Origin of the sequence: Paenibacillus sp. FSL R7-269, from assembly GCF_000517865.1 — a bacterium.
In the GTDB taxonomy this organism is placed as follows: Bacteria; Bacillota; Bacilli; order Paenibacillales; family Paenibacillaceae; genus Paenibacillus_AQ.
In genome coordinates this window covers 27,042-53,569 of sequence record NZ_ASPS01000099.1, presented here as the reverse complement: position 1 = coordinate 53,569, position 26,528 = coordinate 27,042, and the positions used below count along the sequence as shown (strand labels likewise).

The 26,528-nt window shown below is 49.3% G+C and carries 29 protein-coding genes; 11 read left to right on the top strand and 18 right to left on the bottom strand.

Going from position 1 to position 26,528, the window contains the following annotated elements:
* Positions 1-400: 400 nt before the first annotated feature.
* Entirely contained in the window at positions 401-640 is a 240-nt protein-coding gene (locus C162_RS30200) for a DUF6809 family protein (protein ID WP_327196401.1), read from the bottom strand.
* A gap of 112 nt (positions 641-752) precedes the next feature.
* Between C162_RS30200 and C162_RS30195 the strand changes: the two genes are divergently transcribed.
* The 5 genes from C162_RS30195 to C162_RS30175 all read left to right on the top strand — a co-directional run bounded on the left by C162_RS30195 (position 753) and on the right by C162_RS30175 (position 3,962).
* The gene (locus tag C162_RS30195) at positions 753-977 is read left to right on the top strand and encodes a helix-turn-helix domain-containing protein (RefSeq protein ID WP_036701120.1); all 225 of its coding nucleotides are present in this window, start codon (positions 753-755) and stop codon (positions 975-977) included.
* 223 nt (positions 978-1,200) lie between these two features.
* On the top strand, positions 1,201-2,013 hold the full coding sequence (locus C162_RS30190; RefSeq protein WP_036701117.1) for an inositol monophosphatase family protein: 813 nt from the start codon (positions 1,201-1,203) through the stop codon (positions 2,011-2,013).
* A 110-nt stretch (positions 2,014-2,123) separates the two neighbouring features.
* Positions 2,124-2,477, top strand: a complete 354-nt coding sequence (locus C162_RS30185; protein WP_036701114.1) for a hypothetical protein — start codon at positions 2,124-2,126, stop codon at positions 2,475-2,477.
* 26 nt (positions 2,478-2,503) lie between these two features.
* Complete coding sequence (locus tag C162_RS30180; RefSeq protein WP_235218579.1) at positions 2,504-3,103, top strand: SMI1/KNR4 family protein; 600 nt, start codon at positions 2,504-2,506, stop codon at positions 3,101-3,103.
* Entirely contained in the window at positions 3,087-3,962 is an 876-nt protein-coding gene (locus tag C162_RS30175) for a GNAT family N-acetyltransferase (protein WP_156949746.1), read from the top strand. Before C162_RS30180 ends, C162_RS30175 begins: the two co-directional genes overlap by 17 nt.
* Before the next feature lie 152 nt (positions 3,963-4,114).
* On the opposite strand, the gene C162_RS30170 is transcribed toward C162_RS30175, so the two are convergent.
* Positions 4,115-5,437 (bottom strand): sensor histidine kinase, encoded by a 1,323-nt coding sequence (locus tag C162_RS30170; RefSeq protein ID WP_036701112.1) that lies wholly within the window; start codon positions 5,435-5,437, stop codon positions 4,115-4,117.
* A gap of 2 nt (positions 5,438-5,439) precedes the next feature.
* Positions 5,440-6,153 (bottom strand): response regulator transcription factor, encoded by a 714-nt coding sequence (locus tag C162_RS30165; RefSeq protein WP_036701110.1) that lies wholly within the window; start codon positions 6,151-6,153, stop codon positions 5,440-5,442.
* A 195-nt stretch (positions 6,154-6,348) separates the two neighbouring features.
* On the opposite strand from C162_RS30165, the gene C162_RS30160 reads away from it, so the two are divergent.
* Positions 6,349-7,248 carry a S1 family peptidase gene (locus tag C162_RS30160; RefSeq protein WP_036701108.1) on the top strand — a complete coding sequence of 300 codons (900 nt, stop codon included), beginning with the start codon at positions 6,349-6,351 and terminating at the stop codon, positions 7,246-7,248.
* Between the two features lie 102 nt (positions 7,249-7,350).
* Here the strand turns inward: C162_RS30160 and C162_RS30155 are convergent, their stop codons facing one another.
* The 3 genes from C162_RS30155 to C162_RS30145 all read right to left on the bottom strand — a co-directional run bounded on the left by C162_RS30155 (position 7,351) and on the right by C162_RS30145 (position 9,179).
* Positions 7,351-7,719, bottom strand: a complete 369-nt coding sequence (locus C162_RS30155) for a hypothetical protein (RefSeq protein WP_036701106.1) — start codon at positions 7,717-7,719, stop codon at positions 7,351-7,353.
* A gap of 258 nt (positions 7,720-7,977) precedes the next feature.
* Entirely contained in the window at positions 7,978-8,586 is a 609-nt protein-coding gene (locus C162_RS30150; protein ID WP_036701104.1) for an ankyrin repeat domain-containing protein, read from the bottom strand.
* Positions 8,587-8,594: 8 nt separating this feature from the next.
* A complete protein-coding gene (locus C162_RS30145) occupies positions 8,595-9,179 on the bottom strand; it encodes a TetR/AcrR family transcriptional regulator (protein ID WP_036701102.1) in 585 nt (194 codons plus the stop codon).
* A 171-nt stretch (positions 9,180-9,350) separates the two neighbouring features.
* Between C162_RS30145 and C162_RS30140 the strand changes: the two genes are divergently transcribed.
* Positions 9,351-10,337, top strand: a complete 987-nt coding sequence (locus C162_RS30140; RefSeq protein WP_036701100.1) for an NADP-dependent oxidoreductase — start codon at positions 9,351-9,353, stop codon at positions 10,335-10,337.
* Between the two features lie 55 nt (positions 10,338-10,392).
* On the opposite strand, the gene C162_RS30135 is transcribed toward C162_RS30140, so the two are convergent.
* The 3 genes from C162_RS30135 to C162_RS30125 are packed head-to-tail and all read right to left on the bottom strand — an operon-like array spanning position 10,393 to position 11,897.
* Positions 10,393-10,869 carry a DUF6756 family protein gene (locus C162_RS30135; protein WP_036701097.1) on the bottom strand — a complete coding sequence of 159 codons (477 nt, stop codon included), beginning with the start codon at positions 10,867-10,869 and terminating at the stop codon, positions 10,393-10,395.
* 1 nt (position 10,870) lies between these two features.
* The gene (locus C162_RS30130; RefSeq protein WP_036701095.1) at positions 10,871-11,281 is read right to left on the bottom strand and encodes a hypothetical protein; all 411 of its coding nucleotides are present in this window, start codon (positions 11,279-11,281) and stop codon (positions 10,871-10,873) included.
* Positions 11,274-11,897: a CPBP family intramembrane glutamic endopeptidase gene (locus C162_RS30125; protein WP_036701094.1), complete on the bottom strand. Its 624-nt coding sequence runs from the start codon at positions 11,895-11,897 to the stop codon at positions 11,274-11,276. The genes C162_RS30130 and C162_RS30125 overlap by 8 nt, the downstream gene beginning before the upstream one ends.
* A 320-nt stretch (positions 11,898-12,217) precedes the next feature.
* Between C162_RS30125 and C162_RS30120 the strand changes: the two genes are divergently transcribed.
* Together C162_RS30120 and C162_RS30115 are read left to right on the top strand one after the other, a co-directional pair.
* Entirely contained in the window at positions 12,218-12,643 is a 426-nt protein-coding gene (locus tag C162_RS30120) for a MarR family winged helix-turn-helix transcriptional regulator (protein ID WP_036701092.1), read from the top strand.
* On the top strand, positions 12,627-13,304 hold the full coding sequence (locus C162_RS30115) for a nitroreductase family protein (protein ID WP_156949745.1): 678 nt from the start codon (positions 12,627-12,629) through the stop codon (positions 13,302-13,304). Before C162_RS30120 ends, C162_RS30115 begins: the two co-directional genes overlap by 17 nt.
* A gap of 105 nt (positions 13,305-13,409) precedes the next feature.
* Here the strand turns inward: C162_RS30115 and C162_RS30110 are convergent, their stop codons facing one another.
* The 7 genes from C162_RS30110 to C162_RS36450 form a co-directional block, all read right to left on the bottom strand.
* Positions 13,410-14,636 (bottom strand): glycoside hydrolase family 5 protein, encoded by a 1,227-nt coding sequence (locus C162_RS30110; protein WP_051494046.1) that lies wholly within the window; start codon positions 14,634-14,636, stop codon positions 13,410-13,412.
* Between the two features lie 236 nt (positions 14,637-14,872).
* On the bottom strand, positions 14,873-17,452 hold the full coding sequence (locus tag C162_RS30105) for a glycosyl hydrolase (protein ID WP_036701088.1): 2,580 nt from the start codon (positions 17,450-17,452) through the stop codon (positions 14,873-14,875).
* A 362-nt stretch (positions 17,453-17,814) separates the two neighbouring features.
* Positions 17,815-18,369: a hypothetical protein gene (locus C162_RS30100; protein WP_036701085.1), complete on the bottom strand. Its 555-nt coding sequence runs from the start codon at positions 18,367-18,369 to the stop codon at positions 17,815-17,817.
* A 117-nt stretch (positions 18,370-18,486) separates the two neighbouring features.
* Positions 18,487-19,905: a M56 family metallopeptidase gene (locus tag C162_RS30095; protein ID WP_084649094.1), complete on the bottom strand. Its 1,419-nt coding sequence runs from the start codon at positions 19,903-19,905 to the stop codon at positions 18,487-18,489.
* Positions 19,906-19,913: 8 nt separating this feature from the next.
* Positions 19,914-20,273, bottom strand: coding sequence for a BlaI/MecI/CopY family transcriptional regulator (locus tag C162_RS30090; protein WP_036701083.1), 360 nt, complete (start codon positions 20,271-20,273; stop codon positions 19,914-19,916).
* Between the two features lie 107 nt (positions 20,274-20,380).
* Entirely contained in the window at positions 20,381-21,922 is a 1,542-nt protein-coding gene (locus C162_RS30085; protein WP_036701081.1) for an ABC transporter ATP-binding protein, read from the bottom strand.
* Between the two features lie 20 nt (positions 21,923-21,942).
* Positions 21,943-22,140 carry a hypothetical protein gene (locus tag C162_RS36450; protein WP_036701080.1) on the bottom strand — a complete coding sequence of 66 codons (198 nt, stop codon included), beginning with the start codon at positions 22,138-22,140 and terminating at the stop codon, positions 21,943-21,945.
* Positions 22,141-22,145: 5 nt separating this feature from the next.
* Between C162_RS36450 and C162_RS30075 the strand changes: the two genes are divergently transcribed.
* Complete coding sequence (locus tag C162_RS30075) at positions 22,146-23,003, top strand: ATP-binding protein (RefSeq protein WP_036701078.1); 858 nt, start codon at positions 22,146-22,148, stop codon at positions 23,001-23,003.
* A gap of 44 nt (positions 23,004-23,047) precedes the next feature.
* Here C162_RS30075 and C162_RS30070 read toward each other — a convergent pair whose 3' ends face one another.
* Positions 23,048-24,217 (bottom strand): MFS transporter, encoded by a 1,170-nt coding sequence (locus C162_RS30070; protein ID WP_036701076.1) that lies wholly within the window; start codon positions 24,215-24,217, stop codon positions 23,048-23,050.
* Positions 24,218-24,349: 132 nt separating this feature from the next.
* Here C162_RS30070 and C162_RS30065 point away from each other — a divergent pair, with 132 nt between their 5' ends.
* Entirely contained in the window at positions 24,350-25,291 is a 942-nt protein-coding gene (locus tag C162_RS30065) for a LysR family transcriptional regulator (protein ID WP_327196400.1), read from the top strand.
* On the opposite strand, the gene C162_RS30060 is transcribed toward C162_RS30065, so the two are convergent.
* Positions 25,269-26,429: a copper amine oxidase N-terminal domain-containing protein gene (locus tag C162_RS30060; RefSeq protein WP_036701075.1), complete on the bottom strand. Its 1,161-nt coding sequence runs from the start codon at positions 26,427-26,429 to the stop codon at positions 25,269-25,271. The two genes, C162_RS30065 and C162_RS30060, sit on opposite strands and share 23 nt — an antisense overlap.
* Between the last annotated feature and the right edge of the window lie 99 nt (positions 26,430-26,528).

The following is a 26,528-nucleotide window of genomic DNA, read 5'->3' as shown; positions in this document are numbered from 1 at the left end:
CCCCCACCTCCTAATATATACATATTAGAAGAAATCGAATGCAGAGTCTGTCTGTTCTGACTGTCTTAAAATGATAGTTTTGAAACCTGTCACAACAAGAAGTTGTCTATGCTTGTTCAAGATTGTCTTTGATTGTCTATAATTGTCTATAATTGTCTATAATTGTCGAGTAATTATAACACGTAAAACCTTGTAATACCATAATAAACCATATGCCGAGCGTTAGTTCGTGAAAGATTATATAATAGAATGTTCAAACTATTTCTCTAATTGCCGAATATTATTTCAACTTAATATTTCCCAATAAAAAAACCGAAGCTCCCTATGCCCCGGTTCCTTCAATGCTAATTTATGTCTTAGTGATTAGACTCCCTCTACCCACCAAACACCTCAATCATCATTAAGCACCTATTTTGTACCCTTGGACAAAAGATAATGCTGAATGCAGCGAGCAAGACTCACTTTGTAGCTCCATCAGTTCCTCGACCTGATCAAAATCCCCTTCGGGTAGTCTCTCTTTAAGCATCTCTAATGAATCAATAATCTGCTGATTAATCCTTCGAGATTCAGGATCTTTTGGCTTCATCCGCTCGTTGGGACGCAAACTCCCATAATACAAATCCTCCAAAATAATGATCATCAGACCTCCTTCTGTGGACTTTCCTCCTAACATGAATTAATTCAATGCGAAAACCGCATAAATAACAATATGCTACTTACGCATAACGTAAACTTGGCTTGGGTGATGAGCAATGTACGAAAGAATCCGCGGGTTACGCGAAGACAAAGATCTGACACAACAACAAATGGCTGAACTTTTTAAAATTACACAAGCCACTTATTCCCGATACGAGAATGGGAATTTGGATGTTCCTAGCGCAGTTTTGATTACACTGGCTACTTTCCACAATGTTAGTATCGATTATATCTTGGGGCAGACTGATAGCCCTAAGCGTTATCCTACAAAAAAAGAATAATCCGCAACCTAAACAAGTTCATGCTAAGAAGCACATGAACTTGTTTTTATTTTTGTACTGCCCTTTCCGATTAGAATACCAGCAGCCGAAAGCCCAAAACTTATCTGGAGTAGTGTTAATTCTAAACAGTAATAAAATGAAATGAAGGGATGTGATACCGGGTGAAGAATATGATCTATGTCTGAAAATAAGAATACGCACTATAAGAAGGAATGGGAACGAAATGAAGTTCGACCTTCGAGAATTAGCGTTGTTTGCAGAACAGACCGTAACCAAAGCAGGTGACAGAATTTCCGATTTGCGCAGCCGTGAAAAAATTGAAGTGAATTACAAGAATGCAGGTGAGCTCGTAACATCAGCTGATCTGCTATCGGAAAGAGTCATTCAAGAAGCCATAAAGGGGACATTTCAAGGTCATCGAATTCTTTCGGAAGAAGATGGAGTGCATAACTGGGATAAGTTCAATTTTGACGGTCCGGTTTGGGTGGTTGACCCTTTAGATGGAACCGTTAATTTTGCCCGGAACCTGCCGCATTACGGCATATCATTGGCTTTTGCCCTTGATGGAGTAGTACTGGCAGGAGCCGTGTATGCACCCGATTTGAATAGTACCTATATAGGAATTAAAGGAGAAGGCTCCTATTGCAATGGTGAGCTTTTAAGAATTCGTGAATGCACTTCACTACTAGATGCTGTCATTGGTACAGGTTTCCCGCATGATCCAGCTCAAGTTCAGCCAGCAATTGAAAGAGTGAACCGGCTCAGAAAAAACTGTCGTGACATTAGGCGTTTCGCCGCTCCAACAATAGACATATGTTATGTGGCTTCCGGAAAGTTAGATGCTCATACAGAAAGTCTCTCACCGTGGGACGTAGCCGCTGCTGGTTTGATTGCACGGGAGGCGGGAGCATTGACTTGCCATGTACAAGCGGTGCCAGATAACATCCCTGTAGAACTTTATGGTGAAGAGGTTGTATTCACGACACCTGGAATCTGCGAGGATCTCTTGATGTTATTGCGAATGGAATCTACTTGATAGAGTGGGCTATTTAATGCAATGAGAATTTACTTGTATTGGATTAATATGGCATAATAAAGAGAATATAAGTTCTTGAGTGATTATTTTTTATAGTGGAGGAATGTAGCATGGGGATTTCTGTTTATTACACTTGTACGAGAAATCATAACCTTACCAACAGCGAGAAACAAGAGATCACGGCCATCATTGATAAATATAATGTGGATTTTGAGATGAAGGATATTGGAGAAACATTTTCTGTTTATGACTATGATCAGGAGGAACCAACAGTAATCTTTGCAGGTGCAACAAAGCTGCCCCTATCAGACAATTTTGAAGATACATTGCATGCGCTGTTTTATTGGTTGACCTGTTTGACGGATATTAGAAGAAGTATTTCTAATGGGGATTGGCATGTGCATCTAGATGATACGGATGTTATTTGGGATGAGGAAACGGGTTGGCACATGCCCGGCGATTAGTATTCTAAGGTGTAATCTATTTGGAGGTGAGTAAGATTTCTCAAATCGATGAATTATACACAAAAATAGAGGATTTATTAGCTGAAAAAGTTGTGGATGAAGACATTGAGTACTTTGAAGATTACAAGAAGATTACTGGAGTAATGGATAAACAGATTGACGACTTTGAAAGAGATTTTAACATTTTATTACCAACAGATTTTAAGGAGTTTTATGCAATTAAGGATGGCAGCGGTTATCCGCTTAATCTTTTATATACTTCATATGGAGATAGTGTTATTCCATTCACCTTGCTTTCCTTAGATGATATTAGAGACACGAAAAAGTTTTTCTGCGATCGCGATAATTTAATGAGCGAATATTACAGCGATGAGGAAATTAGTAAGCTAGATTCTCGTATTAAGCCCTATTTATTTAACAAGCGTTGGTTTCCTTTTGCGCAGGTTGTAGGTGGGGCAATGTATTTAATGTTAGACTTTGACCCAACAGAACATGGTACAGTTGGGCAAGTTATCTTTTATGTACATGACCCTGATTTTGTTTATTTTATAGCTCCAACATTTTCAGATCTTTTATTGGATACTATTCAAAATCTTGAAGATGGTTGGTATGAAGAGTGCCGATGAAAATAATGCTGTTACCCAACGAAAAGGAACTAAAATGAAGAAAGCTCGATCAATTTTCGAGAAGGTGATTAACGTGATATTTACAGTGTGCCCGCTGCACGAAGTACAGCATCTCATCCATGATTATACTCATACCTTATCCTCGCCATTTGACTCTTTTTTGGAGGAACACATTCTTGCATCTGATTTTTACGTAATCTGTGATGAAATAAGAGAGATTGGCTATTTTGCGATTCATGATGGCCAACTGCTTACGCAATTTTACATTCAGCCCTCATATGTTAAGGATGCCCAAACGTTATTCAGCCAAGTGATTGAACAGTATAGGGTGAAGTCTCTCTTTGTTCCCACTTGTGATGAGTTGTTTCTTAGTTTGGCTTTGGATAAAGACTTTCAACTCACCAAACAGGCTTACTTCTTTCAGGATAGCCAGCTAAAAATTCCGGAAAATGAATCTTATAAAAGCGACGTTTTTGCTCCGGCAACACTGGACGAACTCCTCCCCATTCAACTTATGTGCGGGGAATTCCTTGATCAATATGAAAAAAGGATAGTTAACGGGGAACTCTTTACGTATTACCGGGGCGCTGCCCTACTGGGAATTGGGGTTTTGGAAAAGAGCAAAATGCTTCATGGCCTGGCGAGTATTGGCATGTTTACAAACGAGGCGTATCGCAAGCAAGGAATTGGAAAAAGTATTATTCTTAAATTAAAAAAATGGTGTTATAGCCATGACCTTTCGCCGATTTGCGGATGCTGGTATTATAACGAGGCTTCCAAAAGAACTTTGGAAAACGCGGGTATGATAACAACAACCAGACTTTTGAACATAAAAGTCAATCTGCCTGAAAAGAATTAAAACTTGCCGTTACAGACAGCGCGGTGAACCGTATCATAATTTACAAACGAAACATTACGCAAACAGGTAAGGTTAGTTGAACGACAACAGCAGCAGTCTAAGACTTATTTAGTCTAATTCTGCTGCTGTTACTTTACACACGCGGCAACTTATTACCCAACCTTCTTTCTAAAACTAAACCGCGCCCCGCCCAGCTCCGAGCGGGAATAGGTCAGCTCCCCGTTCAGCCGTGCCGCAATCTGGCGGCAGATGGCTAGCCCGAGGCCAGTTACTCCATTAGCTCCGGTATAGAAACGCCCGAAAACGGCTTCACGCTCCTCCTCGGCCAGACCCGGGCCGTTATCTTCAATATGGACCGCCCACGCAGCTCCCGGAACCTCCGGCTCTACCCGGATAACCACCCGATCCTTTGTATGCCTAACCGCATTCTGCAATAGATTGACCAGGATACGGAACAGCTGCTCACCGGGAATCGTAACCTGCAGGCTCTCCCCTTCCACGGTGAGCTTCAGGTCCCGCCGGCTGGCCTCCGGCATGAGCAGCATGGCGGCTTCTTCGGCCATGGTTCGCAGGTCAACGGTGGCGGCAGGCCAATGCTCGTCTACGGCTTCCAGCCGGGAGAGCTGGAGCAGCTTGTCTACCATATCAATCAAGCGCTGCGACTGGGTGGTGATTACCTCCAGGCCTTCCTCCTGCGTGACCACCTGATCCTGAATGGCGAACACGAAGCCGTGGATGGACATCAGGGGGGTTTTTAGCTCATGTGAGATATTCTGCAGGAATTCAAGCTGGTTGCGCTGATGCTGCTGGATACGCCCCGACATGGACTGGAAGGTGGTCATCAGCTCCCCGATCTCGGTCCGGTCTCCCTGCGGAAATGGATTGCCCTGCGCATAGGAAGGTTCATATCGCCCAACGGCTTCCTTCAACCGGTTCAGCGGCCGCACCACCCGTGAGACGGCGAACAACCCGATCGCAAGAATCACCACAAAGCTGACTCCGATAGACAGCAAAGTAGTTCGCATTAGTGAGCCGTATAAGGCTCTAAGCGAAGATAGCGGCGAATAGATGAAGATTTCATCGGACAGCCCTCTAAGCTTTTCTTGCGCATATAATACCTTCCTGCCGTGCAGGAGGGCTATTCCATTTTTCCCCGTAGGCGTGTAATGCAGCTGCTTCCCTTCTTCTTTCTCATTGCTGGCGTCAATAATCTTCTGATCCGCATCCAGAATCATATAGTCCGCGTTCATCATCAGTCCCTTGACGACATACTTGAACTGCGTGCTGTTCAGATTGTTGAGGTCACCATCGCTTAGCAGCTTCTGCGCCCTCCCTACCTGTCCATGCAGCTCAGCCTTCACCTGATTCATCAGGATGTCGTCGATCAGATGCACGAACAGCATCACCGTAATCGCTACAGTGACGAGCATGGCAATGCAGAGCGAGAACAACATTTTACCGCGAATGGTCCGCATGGCTACACCTTCCGCACGGATGCACGGTATCCGAAGCCCCACACCGTATCAATTAGAAGCGTGGAGTGGTGCTCGGCGAGCTTTTTACGGATTCTTTTGACCACATCATCTACAACCCGGACATCCCCGAAAAAGTCATATTCCCACACCTGCTGAATCAGATGCTCGCGCCCGAAAGGCCGTTCCAGGTGAGAGGCCAGGAAGAGCAGGAGATCGAATTCACGGGAGGTCAGACTCACATCCTCCGTATTCACCTTCACTGTCCGGTAATCCGCATCAATCTCCACATTCCCGGATTTGCAGACTTGCTTCGCCGTCACCACCTGGGAGATCTCCTCCGCAGCAGCATTGCCCGCTCTAGCCAGACGCAGCATAGACTTCACCCGGCCCACCAGCTCACGCGGATTGAACGGCTTACTCAGGAAGTCACTACAGCCCAGCTCCAGCCCCTGAATCCGGTCACTCTCTTCGCCGCGTGCAGAGATCATAATAATAGGGAGTTCGGTGAAGGTACGTAGTTCGGTGAGCAGCGCCAGACCGTCAATCCCGGGCATCATAATATCGAGAATCAGGCAATCCGGGTGCTCTACACGGACATGCTCGATCAGCGTGCGGCCGCTAGAGAACGAAGTTACGTCATACCCTTCCTTACGCAAATATTCAGAGAGCAGCTGTAAAATGAAAAGATCGTCGTCTACGACTACTATTTTGGCCATTATGTATACCCCTTTACCGTCCTAATCTAGCTCTATCATACAGGGTTATATAGGTAGATTAAAGAAAGGACTCGTCTTAATCCTCGCCTTCCCCTGTTTCGAAAAAAATGTGAAGCTCTGTTCTTACATATCCGCAGACTGACCGTCACAACATGTCTCACTCCTCAATAGTATACAACTAAAGGGGGAGTGATTATGACTCGCAGGGTTAGCAGATTCCTCTCATGCCTACTGGCTGTTGCAGTTCTAACATTGGGCATCCACATCGCCGCAGCTTCTGCTGTCAGCAAAGTCTCCATTACATCCACGACGGTCATCCAATCCGGGATCAAGGTCGGGCCTTACACTAGCAACGCCGCATTATCCAAAGAAGAGCAAGCCGAAGCCTATCGTAATTATAAGAATCTGACACGTGTCGTTATGATAGACAAGTATGTAATGTCCGGTCAAGGGAGCAAGACAAAGATTGGTATTGGTGCAGGCTTCATGTTACCCGGCGGATACATTATCACTAATAATCACGTGGCCCCCGCCAGCTATAATGGAAAGAAATTGCGCTTCCAAATCACTTTTTATGCGCAAAAATCGGACGGGTATCTGCTAGGCACACTTGTGGCAACAAATCTTAAGGATGACCTCTCCCTGCTGAAGATTGACGCTAACAAAATCCCAAAAACCTATCAGGACAGCTATTTCAAGGAGTTCAAGCTTGTGCCAACAGCCAATGAAAAGGTGACGGTCATCGGGCACCCTACTAAGCCAATAGGAAATTCGGAGACTGGGAATACCAAGAGGTACCCCTGGACACCGCTCTACGGAACATTCACCGCCGATGATGTGGCCGTAATCCGCAAATCGAAAAATGCGTCAACACCCGATGTGTACACGCACTCCATGGAATTCAATGTGCAGACCTGGCCCGGAAACAGCGGCAGTGCTGTCATAGATTCGAGCGATAAAATAGTCGGCGTAATCTCCTCCACGATCCTTGGTGAACCCCGTTCCTTTGCCACCAGTTCGAAGCTTATCTTACAGTTCATCGAGGACAACCATTTGTCTGAAGCTATTTTTGGACACGCCGTAGACGGAGGTTAGAGTTAGTTAGATGTATAGATCAAAAGACGGGACTCTTCATGAGCCCCGCCTTCTGTGTTTATAAGTATGTTGCTGCGGAAGACTGCAATGGATGCATTAGCATTATTTCTTCTTTGGTGTCACGATGATCTTGCCGGCCGATTTGGAAGGTGTCACAGCTTTGGATACTGTTTTGTGTTTGGCATGTGAGGCTACTGTCTTTCCTGCTGCTTTGTGCTTGGTTGGCGTTGTAGACTTGACCGGACTTTTAGTGGCTGCTGTACTCTTCACAGAGGTTACTGCTTTAGCAGGAGTCGAAGCTTTCACTGGAGTTATCTTGGCTGGAGTGGAAGATTTCACCACTGGTGCAGTCACCTTCACCTCTTTCACTGATTTCACAACAGGTGCCGTTGCTGCGAATGCGCTTGTTGAGCCGCCCACTACACTCACTACTGCCAACACTGCGATTACTCTTCTTGTCCATTTGATCATTTCAATCACCTCTTCTTTGAAAGTATCTTCATCTTAGCAGGCGATTGCGGGAATTCTGTGGAACAAGTATGAGTAAAGTATATGAAAATAGCGTTATAGAGTAATCCAGACCAATACGGTCCAGGTACCCCCTTGCATGACCCCGTCTGATCTCCCCATAGTCAACAACGATATCACGTATCCATTCATTTCTTGAAAATTTGCCGGGGTCTCGATGCCAGGTTATTAGAGCTTTAGAATGTCTTATATACGAAGTATTCAACCGCTCTTCCCTGCTCTTTTCGTCAACATTTCCAGGATTTCCAGATAACCGCTTCTTCGGGCATGCTCAATCGGACTAGCGCCTTCGGAATCGGCAAGATTCACGTCTGCCCCATGATCGATCAGCAGTTGTACAATAGCCTGATGTGCCTCTCCACCATCACCCAGAAGAACCGCCTCCAGCAGTGCCGTCCAGCCAAGATTGTTGATATGATTCACATCGACGTCAGAAGTGGTCAGCAGCTCTTCCACAACGTCCACATGACCGCGTTCAGCAGCAGGAATCAGTGCCGTTCCCCCAAACCGGTTCAGGATGGATGTATCCGCACCTGCGGCAATAGCCACCTTAACGAAATCAAGCATCCCTTCTGCTCCCGCATAAAGAAGCGGATTGTCTAAGCGGTTATCGCGAATATCGATGTCCGCCCCTTGTTCAATCAACAATTTGAAAAGCTCTAATTGATTCGTGTGTACAGCGATCATTGCAGGTGTTCTGCCTGAGGAATCTGTAGCGTCGATATCAGCCCCCTCTTCCAGTAAACGGGTCACACGATCCATATCGCCTTGCTGAACAGCAGCCCATAGTTGTTGATTTAACTGATCCATTCCATGGTTCACCTCCTGAGTATTTCCCTGCCCAGACCGTTCATTACATAGGGACGAGCAATGTCTGTAAGCACACCGGTCCCGCTCTTCTCCCCGGCATTTAACCAATAATGTGCAGCGCCATAGATGGCTGAACCTGTCATGGCCGCCATCATTTTGATATGATGAACGTCCGCCCTATAACGGTCATCCCCTCGCAGAAAAATGTTTTCTATGGTTTGCTGCAGCAGTTTTTTTATTTTGTCATCGACCAGCTTAGCCATCGGATTGGAATCTATTCTGCAGATCCGATAAAAATCCACGATGTATTGGTGCGTCATTATGATCAACTGTTCACATATATCATCCGTGAACTCCTGTGCATTCACCACTTGCTCAGGAATTCTCTCATGAAAAGCCTGTTCTGTGACTTCGTCCAGCAAAGCATATTTATCTTCAAAATGGGCATAAAAAGTGGCGCGGTTAATGGTTGCTTCCTGAGCGATATCTTTGATGGTGATTGCATCAAATCCTTTTCTCTGCAGCAAATCTCTGAACGCTGTTCTAATTAACTCTCGTGTACGCAATACCCTCGGATCTTCCTGATTTACCATCCCTATATCTCCTTGTTAAACATCAATTATCTTAATGTGTTGCCTATGCAACTTTCCTCTAACTCTGCCGGTTGAACTCTCAAGCAGGCAATATTATTATCATATCAAACAGGTGTTGCTTAAACAATCTGTGAATCATTCTTATGTTTAATTTAAGAGGAGGATTTAATCGTGAAAGCTATTGCTTTGACAAGCTTTGGAATTCCCGAAGCGCTAGAAGAACTGGAAGTACCCGTTCCCGCACTCACCGACACACAGGTTCTCGTCGAAATGCGCGCCTCATCCATCAATCCCGCAGATGTTCTATTTCGCAGCGGCGCAATTCTTGAGAGTCCGATGGCCGATAAATTCCAGGATCTATTTCAATTACCGCTTGTTCTTGGTAATGAAGTAGCCGGCATTGTTAAAGAGGTTGGCGGGAAAGTCCGGCATTTCAAGCCGGGGGATCGTGTCATGGGAATGATTCCGAGAGGTTCCTACATGGACTATGTTGCCGTGGAGGAAGATCTCCTGGCCGTTATTCCTGAGAGCCTTTCCTTCGAAGAGGCCGGCGCTGCGCCTGCCGTTGCCTTGCCAGCCTGGCAAGCGCTGTTTGAGCATGGCCATCTTCAACCGGGACAACGCATCCTTATTCAAGCTGGCGCTGGAGGAGTAGGACATGCTGCAGTCCAGTTAGCGAAGCAACATGGAGCATATGTAATCGCAACTGCGAGGGACTATAATCACGATTTCGTCAAAGGACTCGGTGCTGACGAGGTGATCGATTACTCGAAAACCGACTTCACCACCCAAATCACAGAGTCTGTTGATTTTGTATTGGATTCTGCTATGGACCCCGCCACTTTCGGTACCGGGTTACCGGGAGACATCGGAAGGAAGAACTACTCGGTCATCAAGGATGGCGGAACCTTTATTTCACTGGTGGCATTCGCGCTCAATCAACAACCGAAGGTCCGCGGTATTCACGCCTACTTCTTCCAGGCAAGAGCTAACCGTACCGATTTTGAATCCATTGTCCGCCAAATGCAAGAGAATAAACTGAATATCCATATAAATGAGGCCTATCCCTTCACTGCCCAAGGCCTTCTTCAGGCGTATCGCAAAAGTGAAGAGTCAACCAAACGGGGGAAAATCATCATATCGAAGAATCTTGGTTAAATGCCATTCCTGGCGGGATTGGAATTTATAATCTGCATGAAGAAAGCTTTATCCCCTAAGGGTTAGAGCTTTCATATCTCATACACCGGTCAATGACCGGCTGGCCGCTCAGGTGGAGCATGTCATGGTGATCTTCGCAGAGGAGCCATTGAAGCTTTTTGGAGATCAGGTAATACTCATTCAGGTGGCATAACTCAGGGATCACCTGGAGAATCGCCACCGTCTTCCCCTCATAAAGCCACAGCTTATCATACCGATCCTCGGCAATGAACCAGATGGATTCATCTTGGATGATGTCTCTTTGCTTGGCATAGTCTTTGTCTACGAAGCTGGCGCTATACTGGGGTTCCTGCAGCCGGTTCCAGCCCCAGTGTAAGCCCTGCGTATGATGGGTCTTTACCAGAAACCGTTCCTCAATTTCACTCAAAATGCGCCTCCACTGGTCTTTGCGAACTTCATGTAGCCCTCTCCGGTCCAGCTTCAGCGACTTGATTAATTCTTCGATCTCTGCGCGGACAGATAGGGAATCCATTCTACTCCCCCACCTTGTTCTCTACGAATTTCAACCGCTGTGAATAGTAGTCCTCTGCAACCTTATTCTCCATTAACCCCAATGTCGTAATATCCACAATTAGAGGTATGGAAAAGCGTAAGAGCGGCATTGTTCGACCTGAGGGTGTATCCCCATCTTCAATTACAAATCCCACTCCCTCCAGATTAAGATCAGAAGATTGGGGTGCCTCATAATTACTCAAGACCCGCTCCCCCCGAAGTTGTAACTGGTTCCCTTCCGCCGTCCAATGGAAGGTCTCAATCAATATCGAGTCCCAATTCATGATCTCAATCCAACCAAACCCATTGTCCTGAAAAATAATCCGTTCATCCCCTTGCGCCCCAGGCCCGTACATACAGTCCACCGACCAAATTCCTGTCAGTTTATTCACTATTTTTCTCCCCTCTCATCTGAATCATATTATATTTGAACAGCAGCGTAATCCCGAGATTCATCAGAAAATGCACAAGGATCGGGACCAGCAAATTATCCGTCTGCCCATAGACCCACCCGAAGACCAGGCTCGGGATAGTGATGTTCAGTAGCATTAGCGGCTTCGTGTAGTACTGGACATGCATTCCCACAAACAGCACCGTAGTGATTACGATAGCGACCCGGAGGTTGGGAAGGTAGAGGGTGAGTACATTTTGTATAATTCCCCGGAAGAGCAGCTCCTCAAATAACGCACCGGCAAAAGTGAAGGCAAGGATTGCCGTGAGCGAGTAATTCTGATAGCTCTTATTCGTTTCATCAATATAGCTGGCAGGCGTAATTAGAGTCAGGATGATTCCGAACAGCAGCAAGCTGATTGGGGGAAGGACAACATACATTGCCAGTTGCAGCGGATTTCCAAAGGATAACAGGTCCTTCAGGTTCAGGACTTCGTAGATAACAAGGGCAAAGATAACGGCTGCGCTGATCAGGGCGAAGGCGAGGAAAACCAGTACAGCGTCTTTCGGATTGAATTCTTTTTTGCCTGGTGGCGGGGTCCCAGTAGCACGATTCATAGCATAGCTTCTCTCCTTGTCTTCCAGGTTCTATTTCTCCACGGACAACAGATTCATATAGTTCATCACTTCAGCAATCAGCAATTCCCCTGCTACGATAACATATCCTGTACTTTCCCAACAACCTGTATAGCCCGCAATGGCACAACCCGAAAGATTGCATGAATGGTATATGATTGAGCTATCTGGGAGGTTCTTGCACAAAATCACGGATAATTAGCGCTTGCTTTTTTATATCTCATCCCTTATATTATTTGATGTATCAATCATTGACCCATCAATCATTGAGGAGTCAACTAAATTTCAAAAGGAGGGAACCGATGAATGAGGGCTTAACTGAAAAGTGTATTTTGCAAAGGATGCAGTCTTTGAATACCCGGATCAGCAGCGCTTTTTCCGGCTGTACCGGCCTTAGTGCCTCCCGCTTCCGTTTGCTGCAAGAACTTCTTGCTACCGAGGAAGTAAGCCAGAGCGCCCTGCAGAAATCCCTTGGCATTGACGGTGCCGCGGTGACCCGCCATTTAAAGCAGCTAGAGTTACTCCAATTTGTCAATCGGCGTACCTGCCCGGACGATAACCGCATGACTCTCGTAAGTCTCAATGAGAATGGCCGGCAGCATGTTAATCATTTTTTGCAGGCTAATTCAGAAGTAGTGGAAGGACTGTTTGCCGGCTTCGATCCCGAAGAACGCCAGGCTTTGGCAGACATGCTGGAACGGATGCACCATAATGCCCAGAACCTCTAATCCCTCGAAGGAGCTGTCTAATATGAGCAGTATACAAAAAGTTCAAGATTTCATGGAAGTGGTTAAAAGCCGCCGGTCGGTCAAGCTTTATGATTCCTCCGTTACCATCAGCCGGGAGGAAATGTCGCAAATGCTGGAAGAAGCTTCGCTGGCCCCCTCCTCCGTCAACTTGCAGCCTTGGCGTTTTGTCGTGATCGAAAGTCCTGAAGCCAAAGCCAAGCTACTTCCGTTGGCCAGCTCCAACAGCAAACAGGTGGAGACATCTTCCGCGGTAGTGGCTGTATTCGGTGACCTGAATTTCCCCGAGTATATGGACGAAATCTTCAGCGACACGGTTGCATCTGGCTACATGCCACAAGAGGTGAAGGAGCAGTTCATGGCTGCCTACTTGCCCCTCCTGCAAAGCTTGTCGTTGGAACAAAAACGCGATACCGTATTAATTGACGCCGGTCTGGTGTCCATGCAGTTCATGCTGGTTGCGCGTGCGCACGGCTACGACACCAATCCCATAGGCGGATACGATAAAAACCAGATTGCCGGTGCCTTCGGACTGGATGCACAGCGTTATGTGCCGGTTATGTTAATCTCCATTGGCAAAGCCGCGGCCGCCGGCCACCCTTCCACCCGCCTGGCGGTTGACCGCACGACAGTATGGCACTAAGCTGTACACAGCATCGGCATAGCCGGAAGCTTGTGTTCAGCGCGCAGCAAAAAGCTCTTGGGATGATCCCAAGAGCTTCTTGCTTGTATACCGGCGGAGTCCTCTTTATTGCATCCCCTGCATAATAGCATTGATAATGCCTTGCTGGGTGACGGTGTTGTTATAACGGTTGAACAGGGCGAAGCCATGCTGGCCGTTATAGCCATTGTCCCAATAGACCGGTACGGCCTTGTACTTCTTGGCGGTTGCGGTTACGGCTTTGGCATAGGCGGCACGGTAGTTATTATTGCTTGAATCGTAGGATGATTTGTCAATCGAACCGAATTCACCGATCACTACAGGGTAACCTTGAGTCGTGAATTTATTGTACATGGATTGGAGCTGCGAGTTCAGGTAATCCTCCTGTCCCCAGGTGGATTTTTTGGCAGGGTTCGTCGCTGACGCTCCCCACTGCGTGATATTCCCCGATTCCTCACCGGCAAAATCCCAAGGGGAATAGTAGTGGGCGGAGATCATGATTCTTTTTTCCGGGCCGGGTATGGTGGATGATCTGTAATTGTCAGTTGGGAGCACGAACCCGTAATTGCCCGCCGTGTAGTCGATATTTGTGTTCCACCCCGGAATCAACAGCCATCTGGCGTTATTGTTGCCGCCTGTCTGTCTGACCGTATCCACAAAGATCTGATTGTAAGCATTCAGGTTGGCGTAGTACGCCGGATTCGGATTGTTGTAGCTGCCGTCGAACACCTCGTTCATCGACTCCAAAATCAGCCGCTCGCCATAATTAGCGAACTTATTCGCGATCTGTTGCCACACCTTCTGATACTTCTGCTTAATGGCTGTCTGGTTGCCGCTATTCACCAGAAGCCAGCTGCCCTGAACAGAATTGAAGCCGTCCCCGTGAATATTAATGACGACATACAGGCCTTCATTATAGGCGTAATCCACGACTGCTTTCACACGATCCAGCCACGCTGAGTTGATCGTATAGCCGGGGGCGCTCCCGATATAATTCAGGTAGGAGACCGGGATGCGGATGGTTTTGAAGCCTGCTGCTTTGACCTTTTGGATCAGCTGCGGCGTAATGGCCGGGTTATTCCAGGCGGTCTCGCTGGGAATCCCGTTCACCGAAGCTTCGAGCGAGTTGCCCAGGTTCCATCCGGCCCCCATCTCGCTGACAATCTGTGAAGCCTGCAGCGATCTGAAGTCTGAAGTCAGCGCAGCTGACGTTTCTTCCGCAGAGGCGCGGGAACCCGTGCTGCCGAGCAAGGTGGAAGCCAGTAATACTAGAGCTACGCTGTATACTCCGTACTTTTTGATTTTGGCTAACATATTAGAACCTCCGTTCTTATAGTAATTGCGTCACACGAAAACGGTTACAAGCTTATTTATGGACGACGAAATTGCTTGGATTGCATTCTTATTATCAGGCAAGACACAAGCATCGCTATAGACATTCCGAACATCAAAATATATCCATTATAAAACAGAGTATTGGTATATTGGTTAATCCAGCCGAAACGAAACCCGGAGAATGGGTCAACATCTACGTTTGCGCGCAGTTAAAGTTAAGGCTCAATCCCCCACACCAACTGTCCGTTCACATAACCCGTAACCTGCTCATGATCGGCGAACTGGGTGCTGGTGGCATTGAAGGAATAGTCGTTGGCCTGATTGTAGCCCGACCAGTTGATCTTAGCGAAGCGGGTCTGGATCTCGGCGCTCTGGCCGGGGTTCAGGGTGCCCGCAGCACTGGTGAAGCCAATCTCCAGAGCATAATCCGCACCGGCGGCCGGGGTGTCCAGCTTCACGAAGGTCCCGGTGACGTTCGCATTTCCGATGCTGGCCCAGTCGGTCCAGAAGCTCTGCTGTTGCTCGCCGTCGATTGTATAGTAATAGCGGAGCTTCACATCGCTGAGCTGGACCGGTGCATTCCCGGTGTTGATTACTTTGAACTTGGGTGCGATTCCATTGGTTGAAGCACCGGTGCTGCCGTTGTAGGCCTGAATGGTCAAGTCACCTGAAGGCAGCGGAACGCTGCTATCCTCTACGTTCACAGTAAGCACAACCTCTGCTCCGCCGCTAAAATGAAAAGTGACCGCATGCTGGCCGAGCGGCAGCGTGGCAAGATAAGCCTTTCTCAGAACAACCGCAGTGTCTGTGGCCGTATAGTCCTGACCGGAGATAAGGGTGTAATTGCCGCTCTTCAGGCTTGTCAGCTGATGCCCCTGTAAGGTAAGCGCTACGGAAATATCCTGTGCAAGATTCGCCGCCCGGTCAAACACCGCATGGTCTGGTGAGATGGCAGCACCTGGCGTTGTATCGATGACTTTTACTTTTAACACGGGATCTTGGCCCTGATTGAAATCCAGGACGATCGAATGCTCGCCAACCGGCAGCGTTGCCAGGAACGCCTTAGTGAGCAGCAGTGTGTTCCCGCTTAAGGTATAGTCCTCGTTCTCAGTCAACACGGTAGTGCCGGAACGAAGGGCCGTTAACGTGTTGCCGTTCAGATTCATAGTGACGGTCTGGTCGGCCTGATGCGCCTGAGCTTTGTCAAATTCCACCATGGATGGCGTAATAGACGCACTCGGATGAGGGTTATTCCCCTTCAGATCAGGCAGCTCGTCTAGCGTAATGACATAATCACTCTGATACAGAGTGGTCAGCGTAGCCGGGAAATTGAACGCCGTGCTCATCAGATGCTCTCCGTACCATGGCAGGAAGTAGAGCCAGCCTGCTTTTTCATCGGTCAGATTCTGCACGCTTGGAACGGTGTCGTTCTCGGTCATGGCTACCATCTTCTTGCCGCCAGTCAGATCCACCAGCTGATAAAAGGTCGAGCTAATCGCATCCTCATTCGGCACGCCGGACAGTCCATCATAGCGGTTGTAGATGGTGTTGTATTTATCGTAGCCGACAATATCCACCTGATTATCCCCTGGATACCAGGCCGGAGAAGTGCTGTACACATAGCTGTTATAGGTCCAGATCAGGTTGTGCAGGCCGTAAGTCTCTGTAAGTTCAGTATAAAGCTGATCCCAGAGCTGCTTGTACACCTCCGCACCTGCCGAAGCCCACCAGAACCACGCCCCTTCTCCATTCAGCCCGCCGTTGCCTTCTGCCTCATGGTAAGGACGGAAGATCACGGGCACGTTGTTGTCCTGCAGAATCTGCAGCTGCTCCGCCAAGTCCTTGATCGCCTGCTTCAAGTATTTGTACTCCTTGGTCCCTGGAATCACAGCATTAGCGGTATTGAAATTGGTCTCGGTTGGTTTGTAGGTCGCCTGCTTCCAATCCACAAATTCCCCTAGCTGATAGGAGGTGAAGTCACGGGGAACCGTAAGATGCCAGCTATTGGTCGCAATCCCGCCCTTGGTATTCACCCAGTCGATCATGCGGGCGGTAGTGCCATCCTCCCAGCCATACAGCGGATTATAGTTCATAAGGTCGAACCCGCGGACTGCCGGATATTTCCCGGTCAGATTGTGAATCCAGTCGAACTCCAGCTCGGAGTTGCCGTCATTCCCTCCGCCGTAAATCTCCTGCTGGCCCGATAGCATATGCTTCCCGTATACCTCCGTCAAATAATTCATCAGGAGCTGGGTTTCGGGCGTGGCCTGAGCATCAGAGAGAACGGGCTGTACAATCAGGGGGTCCAGGTTCGCATGATCCACCGTTAAGGCGTCGAAATAAGCGAATCCCCAGCCTGCTTTTACCTGAATAGTATTGCTGCCTTGATTCAGCTTGTGATAGCCGAAGTTGAACTCCTTCCACGTAGTGGTGTAGGGCAGCATATACGAACCCTTCGCAGCACCGTTAACGATTAATGCCTGCTGTCTGCCATCCGGGCTCAGCTCCTGCATATAACGGGTCGAGATCGTATACATCCCGGTTGCCGGGACAGTTACAGTGTAGGTTAGCGTACCGGAGTTCTGCATCCAGACAAAACCGCTTCCCGAATATCCGGGCTTCGGCGTTCCGTAAATCTGGGTCGTCACTTGCAGATCCGGGGTGAGCTGGGCATTCTCGCTTTCGATGGTGATCAGTGCAGGGTCAGCGCGGGCCGCAGGCGGTGCAGTAAGCCCTCCAAGCAGCAGCGTACACGCTAGCAGCATTGTTCCTGTTCTTTTGAGCCATTTCTTCATTTTCTTCTTTCCTCCCCATGAACAAAATGGTAAAACCTTGGTTAAACTATCAGATCATGGTTGCGCTTTCATAGCAAAGATAGCATGTATTCCATAATTTGTAAATACAAATTAGCAAGTATGCCCAGTGGTATGAATTGCAGAGTGGAAGGAATGTTCTGTTTATTGCGCACGGAGGGAATCTAGTGGAAAAAGTACAACTATTCGAGCACTAACGGGGTGCTTGAAAGGGGTATAATTCGGCAGGAACAAGTGCCTTTTTTCGAAGCTAGGTTTCCTTGTTGATTGGCTTCTGTGCCCCTATCCTGCAGGCCCCTGCGATTTCGCAGGAGCTTGTCCGCATTAAGAGCCTCTTATGCTATTCACGGAGCAAAAACCTCCGGGTTGTCGCTCGTCCAAGCACCGATGCAGCCGATCAGGCAGGCTGTGCAGCTTTTCAGCACCCGCCCGCTCAGGCTGTCCTCATACTCTAAGACGATATTGATGCCCTGCCCCCGCCAAGCGAGAATCCGGCCGGAGAAGCCGGGCCACTCACATTCCTCATCCATCGCGGGCTGGCCGTATGCCGCCATCGCTTGTACCGGAGAGGAGCTCATTGCAAGGCTCCCGGGAAGCAGCCCGGGATAAGGAGTCTTGACCCGGTCATCCGCTCCGGGTGCGAGGAATTGAACAGCACCGATAATCCATTCTTGCGGGTCTGGATGCCGGAGTCCGGTCAGATTCTCCAGCTTGGGTCCGCGGTACAGATCCATGCGTAGTGATGATTTCGCTGTCCAGACGATTTCGTCGTTGAAATAGCTTTTTGGTGTGGGCAGTCTCCGGACACCGTAAGGCTTCAGCAGGGCCTGGATACGCTTGGGATCATACGGCTGGCCCAGCATTTCCACCAGTTGCTCGGAGGGTTGCTTCGTGGTCATGTGTTTCCTCTCCTCTTCACTTGTTCTTCTGTAATCCGCTCTTATTATAGCAAAAGCGCACTCCCAGATGAAGCTCAAGGAAGCGCGCTCACTTGCAGGTGCCATCCTAACGAAAGCTTAGTTGGCGTTGCTGAATTTCAGGCCCTCCTTGCCCAGTTCAAAGCCATACGCCTTGGCCAAAGCCTGAAGCTCACTGTCTTCCAGCAGCTTAATCTCCTTAACAGCGTTGTCCTTGTCTCTGATGACCCGGAAATCAGCCGAGCCGTTCCCGTCATAGTAGAATTTGTTGAACTTGCCTTCATGCTGAAGGTCAGGGTCCATGAACAGGCGGATATGCTTGCTGTTGTAAAGGAAGCGGTCCTGGGCCTTGTCATACGTTAAGCCGTAGGCTACATAATCCTTCAATGCATCGTAATTGAAATCGGTGAGAGCTCCGCTTCCATCCGACGATGCTGCGGCCGCATCCGGCCCGCTGCTGTCACCAGTCTCCATTGCGCTCATTTGCGCAGCGCCGCTGTCTGGTTGCACTCCGCTCACGGCCCCGCTGGACTGCTCTGCGAACGCCGATACCGCTCCGGCCACCAGAATGACTGATATGGCTGCTGTCAATACCGTCATTTTCTGAAGTTTCATGATCGACACGATCCTTTCCTTGGTCGCATTTGTACTGAAGCCTATATACAGGGGCATGAACCCCCTCTGTTGCTCCGCCACCTCCAAGAGACATAACGCATAATCCGCCTTGTGCTCTGCACCCAGCTTACGGATGACTCTGGCATCACAGACCATCTCCAGCTCCCGGTTTAGATAGAAAACCATCAGCCAGACCAGCGGATTGAACCAGTGCAGGCATAGAGCCACGGACGCAGCTAGCTTCCATACTGTATCGAAATACCGGATATGCATATATTCATGGGTGAGAATATAATCCATAGCCTGTGCGTTCCCGGTATTCAGGTTCGCAGGCAGGATAATCTTCGGACGCCAGGTTCCGCACGTAACCGGTGTATCCATCCGGTCAAATGTCAGGATGGTAAGCTTACGCCGCAAGGGATGCCGGGCACGCCAGGCCTCAATTACAGGCTCCTGTCTCTGCAGAGGCAGTGCTGTCCGCAGCTCTCTCTTGCTTCTGTAGAAGATCACCGCAAGGATCATAAGCAGCAGTGCAGCGCCGCCAAGCCATATGACACCCAGCTGCTCCGGCTTTAGGAACGGCTGCTCCGGCTCCCCGCCCGCAAAGGCCGTGAATGCTATATCCCGGGCGAACATCCCTGTGTGCAGGGCTGAGCGTTCCGGCAACTGCACTACGGCTGCTGTGTGCGTGCTAACCTGATCAATCGCAGCAGCAACCTCTGCCTGAGGTGACAGCTGCGGAAGAATCGGCACAGAACCCGGAATTAGCAGTCTGGCGATGACAATGCCCCACAGGACCAGAAAGAGCTGTCTGGGTAATTTGTGCAGGGTCACAGAGCGCAGCGCGATCACTAGAACGATCAGCACGCTTGCTGAGATACTTATCTGTAAGATATCCATCATCCCTCGCCTCAGCGCAAGCTTTCCACGATTTGCCTGAGCTTGTCGATATCGGCTTTGCTGAGGTTCTTCTCATTAAGAAATGCAGAGAAGAACATCTCCGCCGAACCGCCATACATTTTGTTAATCAGCTCTTTGGTCTCATACGTCTGCACCTGCTCTTTGGCAATCAGGGCTGTGCAGACAAAGCCGGGGTCTGTCCGCTCTATAGCATCCTTGGCAATCAGCTTCTTAATCACTGTATAGGTCGTATTCCTGTTCCAGCCTGTCTCCTGATTCAGAATTGCGGCCAGATCCCCTGCGGGCAGCTTGCCTTCCCTCCATAGAATCTCCATGACCTTAAGCTCGGAATCATACAGCTTAATCTCCATGCACCAGCCTCCCTTCGTTTGACTACTGTAGTAGTCATACTCCAATACTACTCCAGTAGTCATCTGATGTCAATTATATCCTTTTACTCCTTATTTATTCCATGTCATTAAGCATACAAATAGCTCTGGGCCGTATACATCTGATAATATTTCCCGCGCCGGTTCATCAATTCTGTGTGCGAGCCCGCTTCACAGATCTCCCCCTGGTCGAATACATAGATGATATCGCAGAGCCGGGTCACTCCGAGCCGGTGCGAGATCATGATTGTCGTCTTGTTCTCACACAGCGCGGAGAATTCTTCATAGATCTGCGTCTCCACCTTGGGGTCCAGGCTGGCTGTCGGCTCGTCCATAATCAGAATCTCGCTGTCCGCCCGGCCGAGCGCTCTGGCAATCGCCAGCCGCTGCCACTGTCCGCCCGACAGCTCTGTATCATTGTTCTCCAGCTGGCCTAGCTGGGTATCCAGGCCTTGCGGCAGCTGATCGATGAAGTCCTCCATATGGAAGATCCGCAGCGACTCCTTCTGGAACTCTTGTCCGAAATTTCCCGCCCGGATATTATCCGCGACCGAGAACTGGTATTTAATGAAATTCTGAAATACACAGACCGTCTTCCTTCTGAACGAATCAATGACATCCGCTAACGGGTCTCCACCGATCAGCACCTCCCCTGAAGTCGGCTTGTACAGGCCGAGCAGCACATGAATGAAGGTCGTTTTACCGCTGCCGTTCTCGCCCACTAAGGCAATTTTCTCGCCTTTGTTGATCGTTAATTCAATATTCTTAAGTGTAAGGCTCCCGCTGCCCGGGTATTTGAAATCCACATGCTTGAACTGAAGGGTGGAAGCATCCGCAAGCGTCTTATGCCCGCCGCCGGCATTCTCGGGGAGATCCAGGAAATTCTGCATATCTTCCATATACAGTGTGTAATTGTTCATGGAACTGATTTTATTCACCATACTGCTCAGTGCGCCCGTTATGGCCTGCATCGCTGTGATCACCAGCATAACATCGCCTATACTCATTCTATTCTCTAAGACGCCTAAGCAGGTGATGAGCAGACAGATTCCCAGCGCAATATTCCGCAAGAGATCAACGAGCGCTCCGCCCAGCGTATAATGCAGCAGCAGCCCGAACTTCTCTCTCCATACCTCGCTGCGGATCTCTTCCGTGCGGTCATTGAAATAATCAATTAATCCGAACATGCGGATCTCCTTGGCATATCTTCGGCTTGTCAGCACATCGTACATATAGTTCAACCGGCGCAGCGGCTTGCTCTGTTCAACCGCCTGGAAGTAGCTCCGCTTGCCCTGTGCATTCATCAGCAGCAAATACGGTATGGTGGCAAGCACCGCAATAACGGGAAAATACAGATTGATCTTCAACAGCAGCACGATAAAGGAGAACATGGAGAACATAGGAAGTACGACAGACAAGGAGTTGTTGACGTAGGCCAGAATCCCCTTGTTCACTTTGGACTGGACCCGCTCCAACAGATCATAGACAGCCGGATTCTCCAGCTCTTCCATATCAATAACAGACAGCTTCTTGTTCACCTGTCTGATGAATTCACGGTTAATGTTATATTTCAGACGATTGTTAACATGCGCCGTAATATGCTCTATCCCTTCCAGGACAATCTTCAGCACGGTATATCCGGCGACAAGGATTAACAGTTGTGTGTTACGGCGGAGGCAGACTGGACGAAGGCGAGGCCATCGATCAGGAGCTTGTAGAGCCAGGCTCCCAGCGGGGCCAGCAGTGCACTGAGCGCCATGAGCACCAGTGACAGGTACAAATCTTTGGTGCAGAACAGCTTTACGATCATCTTGAGGTTGCGGACATGAACCAGTATTTTCGTAGTCATATGACTTGATCTCCCGTATCATACCATTTGGCCTGACCCCTGAAGAAGCTGCAATATTCACCCTGTTGCTGCATCAGCTCGGCATGGGTGCCCGTTTCCACGATCTCCCCCTGCTTCATAAATATGATCCGGTCGGCGAGCTTGGCAATTCCGATCCGGTGCGAGATGAGCACAACACTTTTGCCGCGAAAATATTTGCCGATATTGCGGAACTGCTGAGCCGTCTGCACAGACAGCTCGAAGCCCAGGAGCTCAGCTATCAGGATACCTTACATTCCTTCATGGACATCAAGCGAATCATTCTTGATATGAATAAGCAATTGGTATACATACGCACCTGTATTGAAGCAGGCCATGCGGCAAAAGGCGCAGATCATATTAACGGAATTCTGCACCAGATCGAGGCTTCCTGCAACACCATCACTACCGGCAACCTGGCGGTGGATGCCTTGGTCAGCCATGCGCTTCACCACGCCTCTTGCCTGGATATTGCCATGCAGCATAAGGTACAGCTCACCGGTGCACCTGTTAACATTGAACGCTATGATCTGTGTATATTACTTGGCAACCTTCTGGATAATGCCATAGATGCTGCGAGACAGGTCCGGCCGGCTGAGAACAGATCCATTCAGCTTCATATCCATGCGAACAACAATGCCCTCGTTATCTATATCGGCAACTCCATGGCCGCCCCCGCCAGCACAGCAGCGCCATGCCGCCGGGCCCATCCGGAGCTGCACGGAATCGGCTTAAGTACTATTCAGCAGGTTACGGGCAAATACGGCGGGCATCTGAGAACGACGGTCAAGCCCGGGAAGTACGAAACGGTTGTTGTTCTGCCTTATGCGAAGACCGGAAGCTAAATACAGGTTGCCGTGCAGGCATATGGATCAGGAAGTCCACACCCTCAATTTAACTGTTCCTTAGCGCGTTGCCCTTCACGGGAGCTTCTGCCGATCATGAGCTGTACCGCGATCATAAGCACAGTGACCACAGCCAGGCCGGTCAGGGCAAGCCGGAATGAACCCGAAGCATCCAGGATGCGGCCTACTGCAAGGGGACCCAAGGCTCCGAGAATATAGCCGCCGCCCTGGCTCAGTGAGGACCAGGCGCTGGCCTCTTCCGCCCGCTGCGTCATGAGCAGCGGCAGCATGAGCGCCAGCGGGAACAATCCTCCGGCACCGATCCCGAGCAGGACTGCACTCAGGAATGGAGAGCCTGATCCGAGGAGCAACAGCAGTCCGCTTAGCTCGAACAGACTGCACAGCACCAGCCATAAGGTGCGCCGCTGGAATCTGGACGTAAGGATTGGCACCAGAATACTTACCGGAATCTGAATCAGGGTGAACAATGTGAGCAGGTTACCCGCATCATGACGGCTGTAGCCCATAGACATGGATATCGGGGCCAGCCAAGCTGTCAGCGAATAGAAGACACTGGCCATCAGGCCGAAAAATACGGTCAGCAGCCAGGCCCGCTTGTTCGCCACGGGCAGCTTGGCGTGCACACTCTGAGCCTCCGGCTGCAGCGACTTTGCTGTAATTCTCCACCAAGCCGGGAGAGCTGCCAGGGAGAGTACCGCCCATACTGCCAGCGACAGCTGCCAGGAACTGTCCAACCAGGTGAACAAGGGAACAGACAGCCCTGCCGCCAGCGATGCGCCCAGCACCAACGCGGCAGAATACACACTTACCATAGCAGTATGCCCTGGGAAATAACGCTTAATGAAGCCTGACAACAGCGGACCGGCGATTCCGATTCCCACACCTGCTGCGAGTGCGGTCAGAATGAGCCCAGAGGCCGAGGATAACACGCCCCGCGCGGCAGTTGCCGCCCCGATGAGCACCATGGATGCAAAGATTGTACGTTCCATTCCGAAACGGCGGCTGATGCTCACTGCAACCGGTGCGAACAGGCCCATACACAGAACAGGCAGCGTAGTCAGCAGACTCGCCTGCAGGCTGCTCATTGCCAGGTCCCCCTGAATATTGCTAAGCAGCGGAGAGACGGACGTAATAACCGGACGCATATTTAATGAGGCAGCCAGTAGGGCGATGAATAATAACAGGAAAGGCAACGATATCAACTCCAAGTAGTATAATTTGTGTCATTCTTGTATAGCTCGAGTATAAATATGCGCCATACATTGTTCAATACTATTATTTCTATTATTATAATAGTATATAACTATGATTATTCTCTGAACGGAGTGATTCATTTGGAAACCCGCCATTTGCATTATTTTCTGGCTGTGTGTCAAGAACTGCATTTCACACGGGCCGCTGAGAAGCTGGGAATCAGCCAACCCACGTTAAGCCAGCAGATCAAGGTGCTGGAAGGTGAGCTGGGGCTCCCCCTCTTCGACCGGATCGGCAAAAGAATTGCCCTTACCGAGGCTGGTGCACTCCTGAAGGAGTACGCAGTCCAGATGGTACAGAATGAACACAACGCCAAGGCGGCCATGGATGAACTGCGTCTAGACAACCGCGGCACCATCCGGCTCGGGCTGCTGCCTTCCGACCTTGATTACCAGTTAACACCGCTGCTGGTTAAATTCCACGAGGATTATCCAAATATACGGCTTCAGGTATTCGCCTCGACGGTCATTCAACAGGAGGTGCTGGATAACAAGCTGGACATCGGGATCTGTCTCCAGGGGCCGCGCGATGAACTGTTAACCAAGGTGGATCTGGGCTGGGAGCCGTATCATCTGATTGTCCGGGGGGATCACCCTTACGCTGCCAAGAGCCATATCGAGCTGTCTGAGCTTCAGAGTATCCAGCTTGTGATGTACCCGCGGACTTTTATCGGCAGAGAGCTGGTCGAGAACACCTGCCGGGAAGCCGGCTTCGCGCTGGAACCGATTATGGAGACCGGATCGGCCACCTCGCTGATCCAGCTGGTGCAGGCCGGAATTGGCGGTACCGTGCAGCCGGGCAGTCTCATGGACGCAATAAAGAACAGCGGTCTCCGCTCCATTCCCATCCTGGATTCGCCGCCCATCCGCAAGCTCAGCTTAATCTACCGGGCAGACCGTTACATCACCAAAGCAACCCATACTTTTATCGGCTATCTGAAGGAGTTCTGGATGGATCACTTGGAATCTTCCCGTACCGATAATATAAGCACTAAGTCTCCAACCGATACGTAAATACGCTGCTCGCCTTCTTGTTATTGGTGAACATAAACTGTAATTCAGACCGATCTGCACTTACTCCGGTGAACTGAATTCCGTCATATGTGAACCCGGCCAGCTCTGTAGGATCGATACCGAATTCCTCATAAAGAACAACCGCCTGCTTAGCTACTGTATCAATTAGAGTAAGTATGCCGTCTTGTGAAGAACGGACAATCAGAATATTGCCGCTTATCCCTTCGATAGTATAGGTTGCTTCTGGTGTCCCTGCCAGCTTGGAGTGATTCCAGATCTGCTTGACGGAACCATCCGGGGCGATTAAGCGAACAGAATGACCGTCATTCATCACGGCATTTCCTTCATAGATCTTGATATCCTCAGGGGAGAACTGCCAGTAATTCGCTTTAGATTGGCGCAGGATAACCCCTTTTCTCACGAACAGATTGTATACGGTCAGGTTTATGGATGGCTCCCCGCTGCTATATTGAATGGTCACCAAGTCGGCATCATCAGATATCTTCTCGGCAGTAATCCGGGTGCCTGCAATATAATATGGATCAAGCTTTGCTGTAGAAGCTCCCACCGTATGAACCTTACCCGTGATATCTCTTTTGTACAAGGTGCCGTCTACCCCATTCAAGAAATATGCGTTCTTGTTAGTCAGGCCTTCACCGGCGAATTCAGGATAGCTGATGTACGCTTCACGGTGGACGGCATCCCACTCCAGTGACCCGCCAATCGCATCATTCACGAAGCGTAGAGGGATATAGAGCTGCTTATTCACCTGCTGGAAGGCAGCGGAATAGGTGATCTGCTTCCCGTTGACAGAAGCGTGAGTGCTGCCGATCTTCATGCTGCCCTGCGTGAGCAGATTCTGAATGGTGAGCATTCTGGAATGCTCGTCATATGTAATAGTCGCCCCTCTCACATACAGCTTATCCAGCGAGAGCATGACTGTATTGTTGATTAGCGTAGCGCCCCCAGCGGTTGAAGTAATCTGCTCTTTGTTCAGATAGACCTGGATCGCGGGTGCCCCAGCAGTGGCGGACTGAGTTGTACCGGAGGCAGCAACAGCGGGGGCAGGAGAATGAGCCACGCTCGTGACAAGAATACTAATTCCAATGATCTGCATGAGCTTTTTAAATGTAATCATAACGTACCCCCTTCATTTCTCAGAAAATACCATATTTCCTATCATAGCATATTACAGATGGTACAGCCGAATACTAAATGGTAGACTAAGCAGAAACGG

Coding starts and splice junctions, on each gene's coding strand:
- C162_RS30200 (WP_327196401.1), bottom strand. CDS start 640: ATGATCATTATTTTGGAGGATTTGTATTATGGGAGTTTGCGTCCCAAC.
- C162_RS30195 (WP_036701120.1), top strand. CDS start 753: ATGTACGAAAGAATCCGCGGGTTACGCGAAGACAAAGATCTGACACAA.
- C162_RS30190 (WP_036701117.1), top strand. CDS start 1,201: ATGAAGTTCGACCTTCGAGAATTAGCGTTGTTTGCAGAACAGACCGTA.
- C162_RS30185 (WP_036701114.1), top strand. CDS start 2,124: ATGGGGATTTCTGTTTATTACACTTGTACGAGAAATCATAACCTTACC.
- C162_RS30175 (WP_156949746.1), top strand. CDS start 3,087: ATGAAGAGTGCCGATGAAAATAATGCTGTTACCCAACGAAAAGGAACT.
- C162_RS30170 (WP_036701112.1), bottom strand. CDS start 5,437: ATGCGGACCATTCGCGGTAAAATGTTGTTCTCGCTCTGCATTGCCATG.
- C162_RS30165 (WP_036701110.1), bottom strand. CDS start 6,153: ATGGCCAAAATAGTAGTCGTAGACGACGATCTTTTCATTTTACAGCTG.
- C162_RS30160 (WP_036701108.1), top strand. CDS start 6,349: ATGACTCGCAGGGTTAGCAGATTCCTCTCATGCCTACTGGCTGTTGCA.
- C162_RS30155 (WP_036701106.1), bottom strand. CDS start 7,719: ATGATCAAATGGACAAGAAGAGTAATCGCAGTGTTGGCAGTAGTGAGT.
- C162_RS30150 (WP_036701104.1), bottom strand. CDS start 8,586: ATGGATCAGTTAAATCAACAACTATGGGCTGCTGTTCAGCAAGGCGAT.
- C162_RS30145 (WP_036701102.1), bottom strand. CDS start 9,179: ATGGTAAATCAGGAAGATCCGAGGGTATTGCGTACACGAGAGTTAATT.
- C162_RS30135 (WP_036701097.1), bottom strand. CDS start 10,869: ATGGATTCCCTATCTGTCCGCGCAGAGATCGAAGAATTAATCAAGTCG.
- C162_RS30125 (WP_036701094.1), bottom strand. CDS start 11,897: ATGAATCGTGCTACTGGGACCCCGCCACCAGGCAAAAAAGAATTCAAT.
- C162_RS30120 (WP_036701092.1), top strand. CDS start 12,218: ATGAATGAGGGCTTAACTGAAAAGTGTATTTTGCAAAGGATGCAGTCT.
- C162_RS30115 (WP_156949745.1), top strand. CDS start 12,627: ATGCCCAGAACCTCTAATCCCTCGAAGGAGCTGTCTAATATGAGCAGT.
- C162_RS30110 (WP_051494046.1), bottom strand. CDS start 14,636: ATGTTAGCCAAAATCAAAAAGTACGGAGTATACAGCGTAGCTCTAGTA.
- C162_RS30105 (WP_036701088.1), bottom strand. CDS start 17,452: ATGAAGAAATGGCTCAAAAGAACAGGAACAATGCTGCTAGCGTGTACG.
- C162_RS30100 (WP_036701085.1), bottom strand. CDS start 18,369: ATGACCACGAAGCAACCCTCCGAGCAACTGGTGGAAATGCTGGGCCAG.
- C162_RS30095 (WP_084649094.1), bottom strand. CDS start 19,905: ATGATGGATATCTTACAGATAAGTATCTCAGCAAGCGTGCTGATCGTT.
- C162_RS30090 (WP_036701083.1), bottom strand. CDS start 20,273: ATGGAGATTAAGCTGTATGATTCCGAGCTTAAGGTCATGGAGATTCTA.
- C162_RS36450 (WP_036701080.1), bottom strand. CDS start 22,140: ATGACTACGAAAATACTGGTTCATGTCCGCAACCTCAAGATGATCGTA.
- C162_RS30060 (WP_036701075.1), bottom strand. CDS start 26,429: ATGATTACATTTAAAAAGCTCATGCAGATCATTGGAATTAGTATTCTT.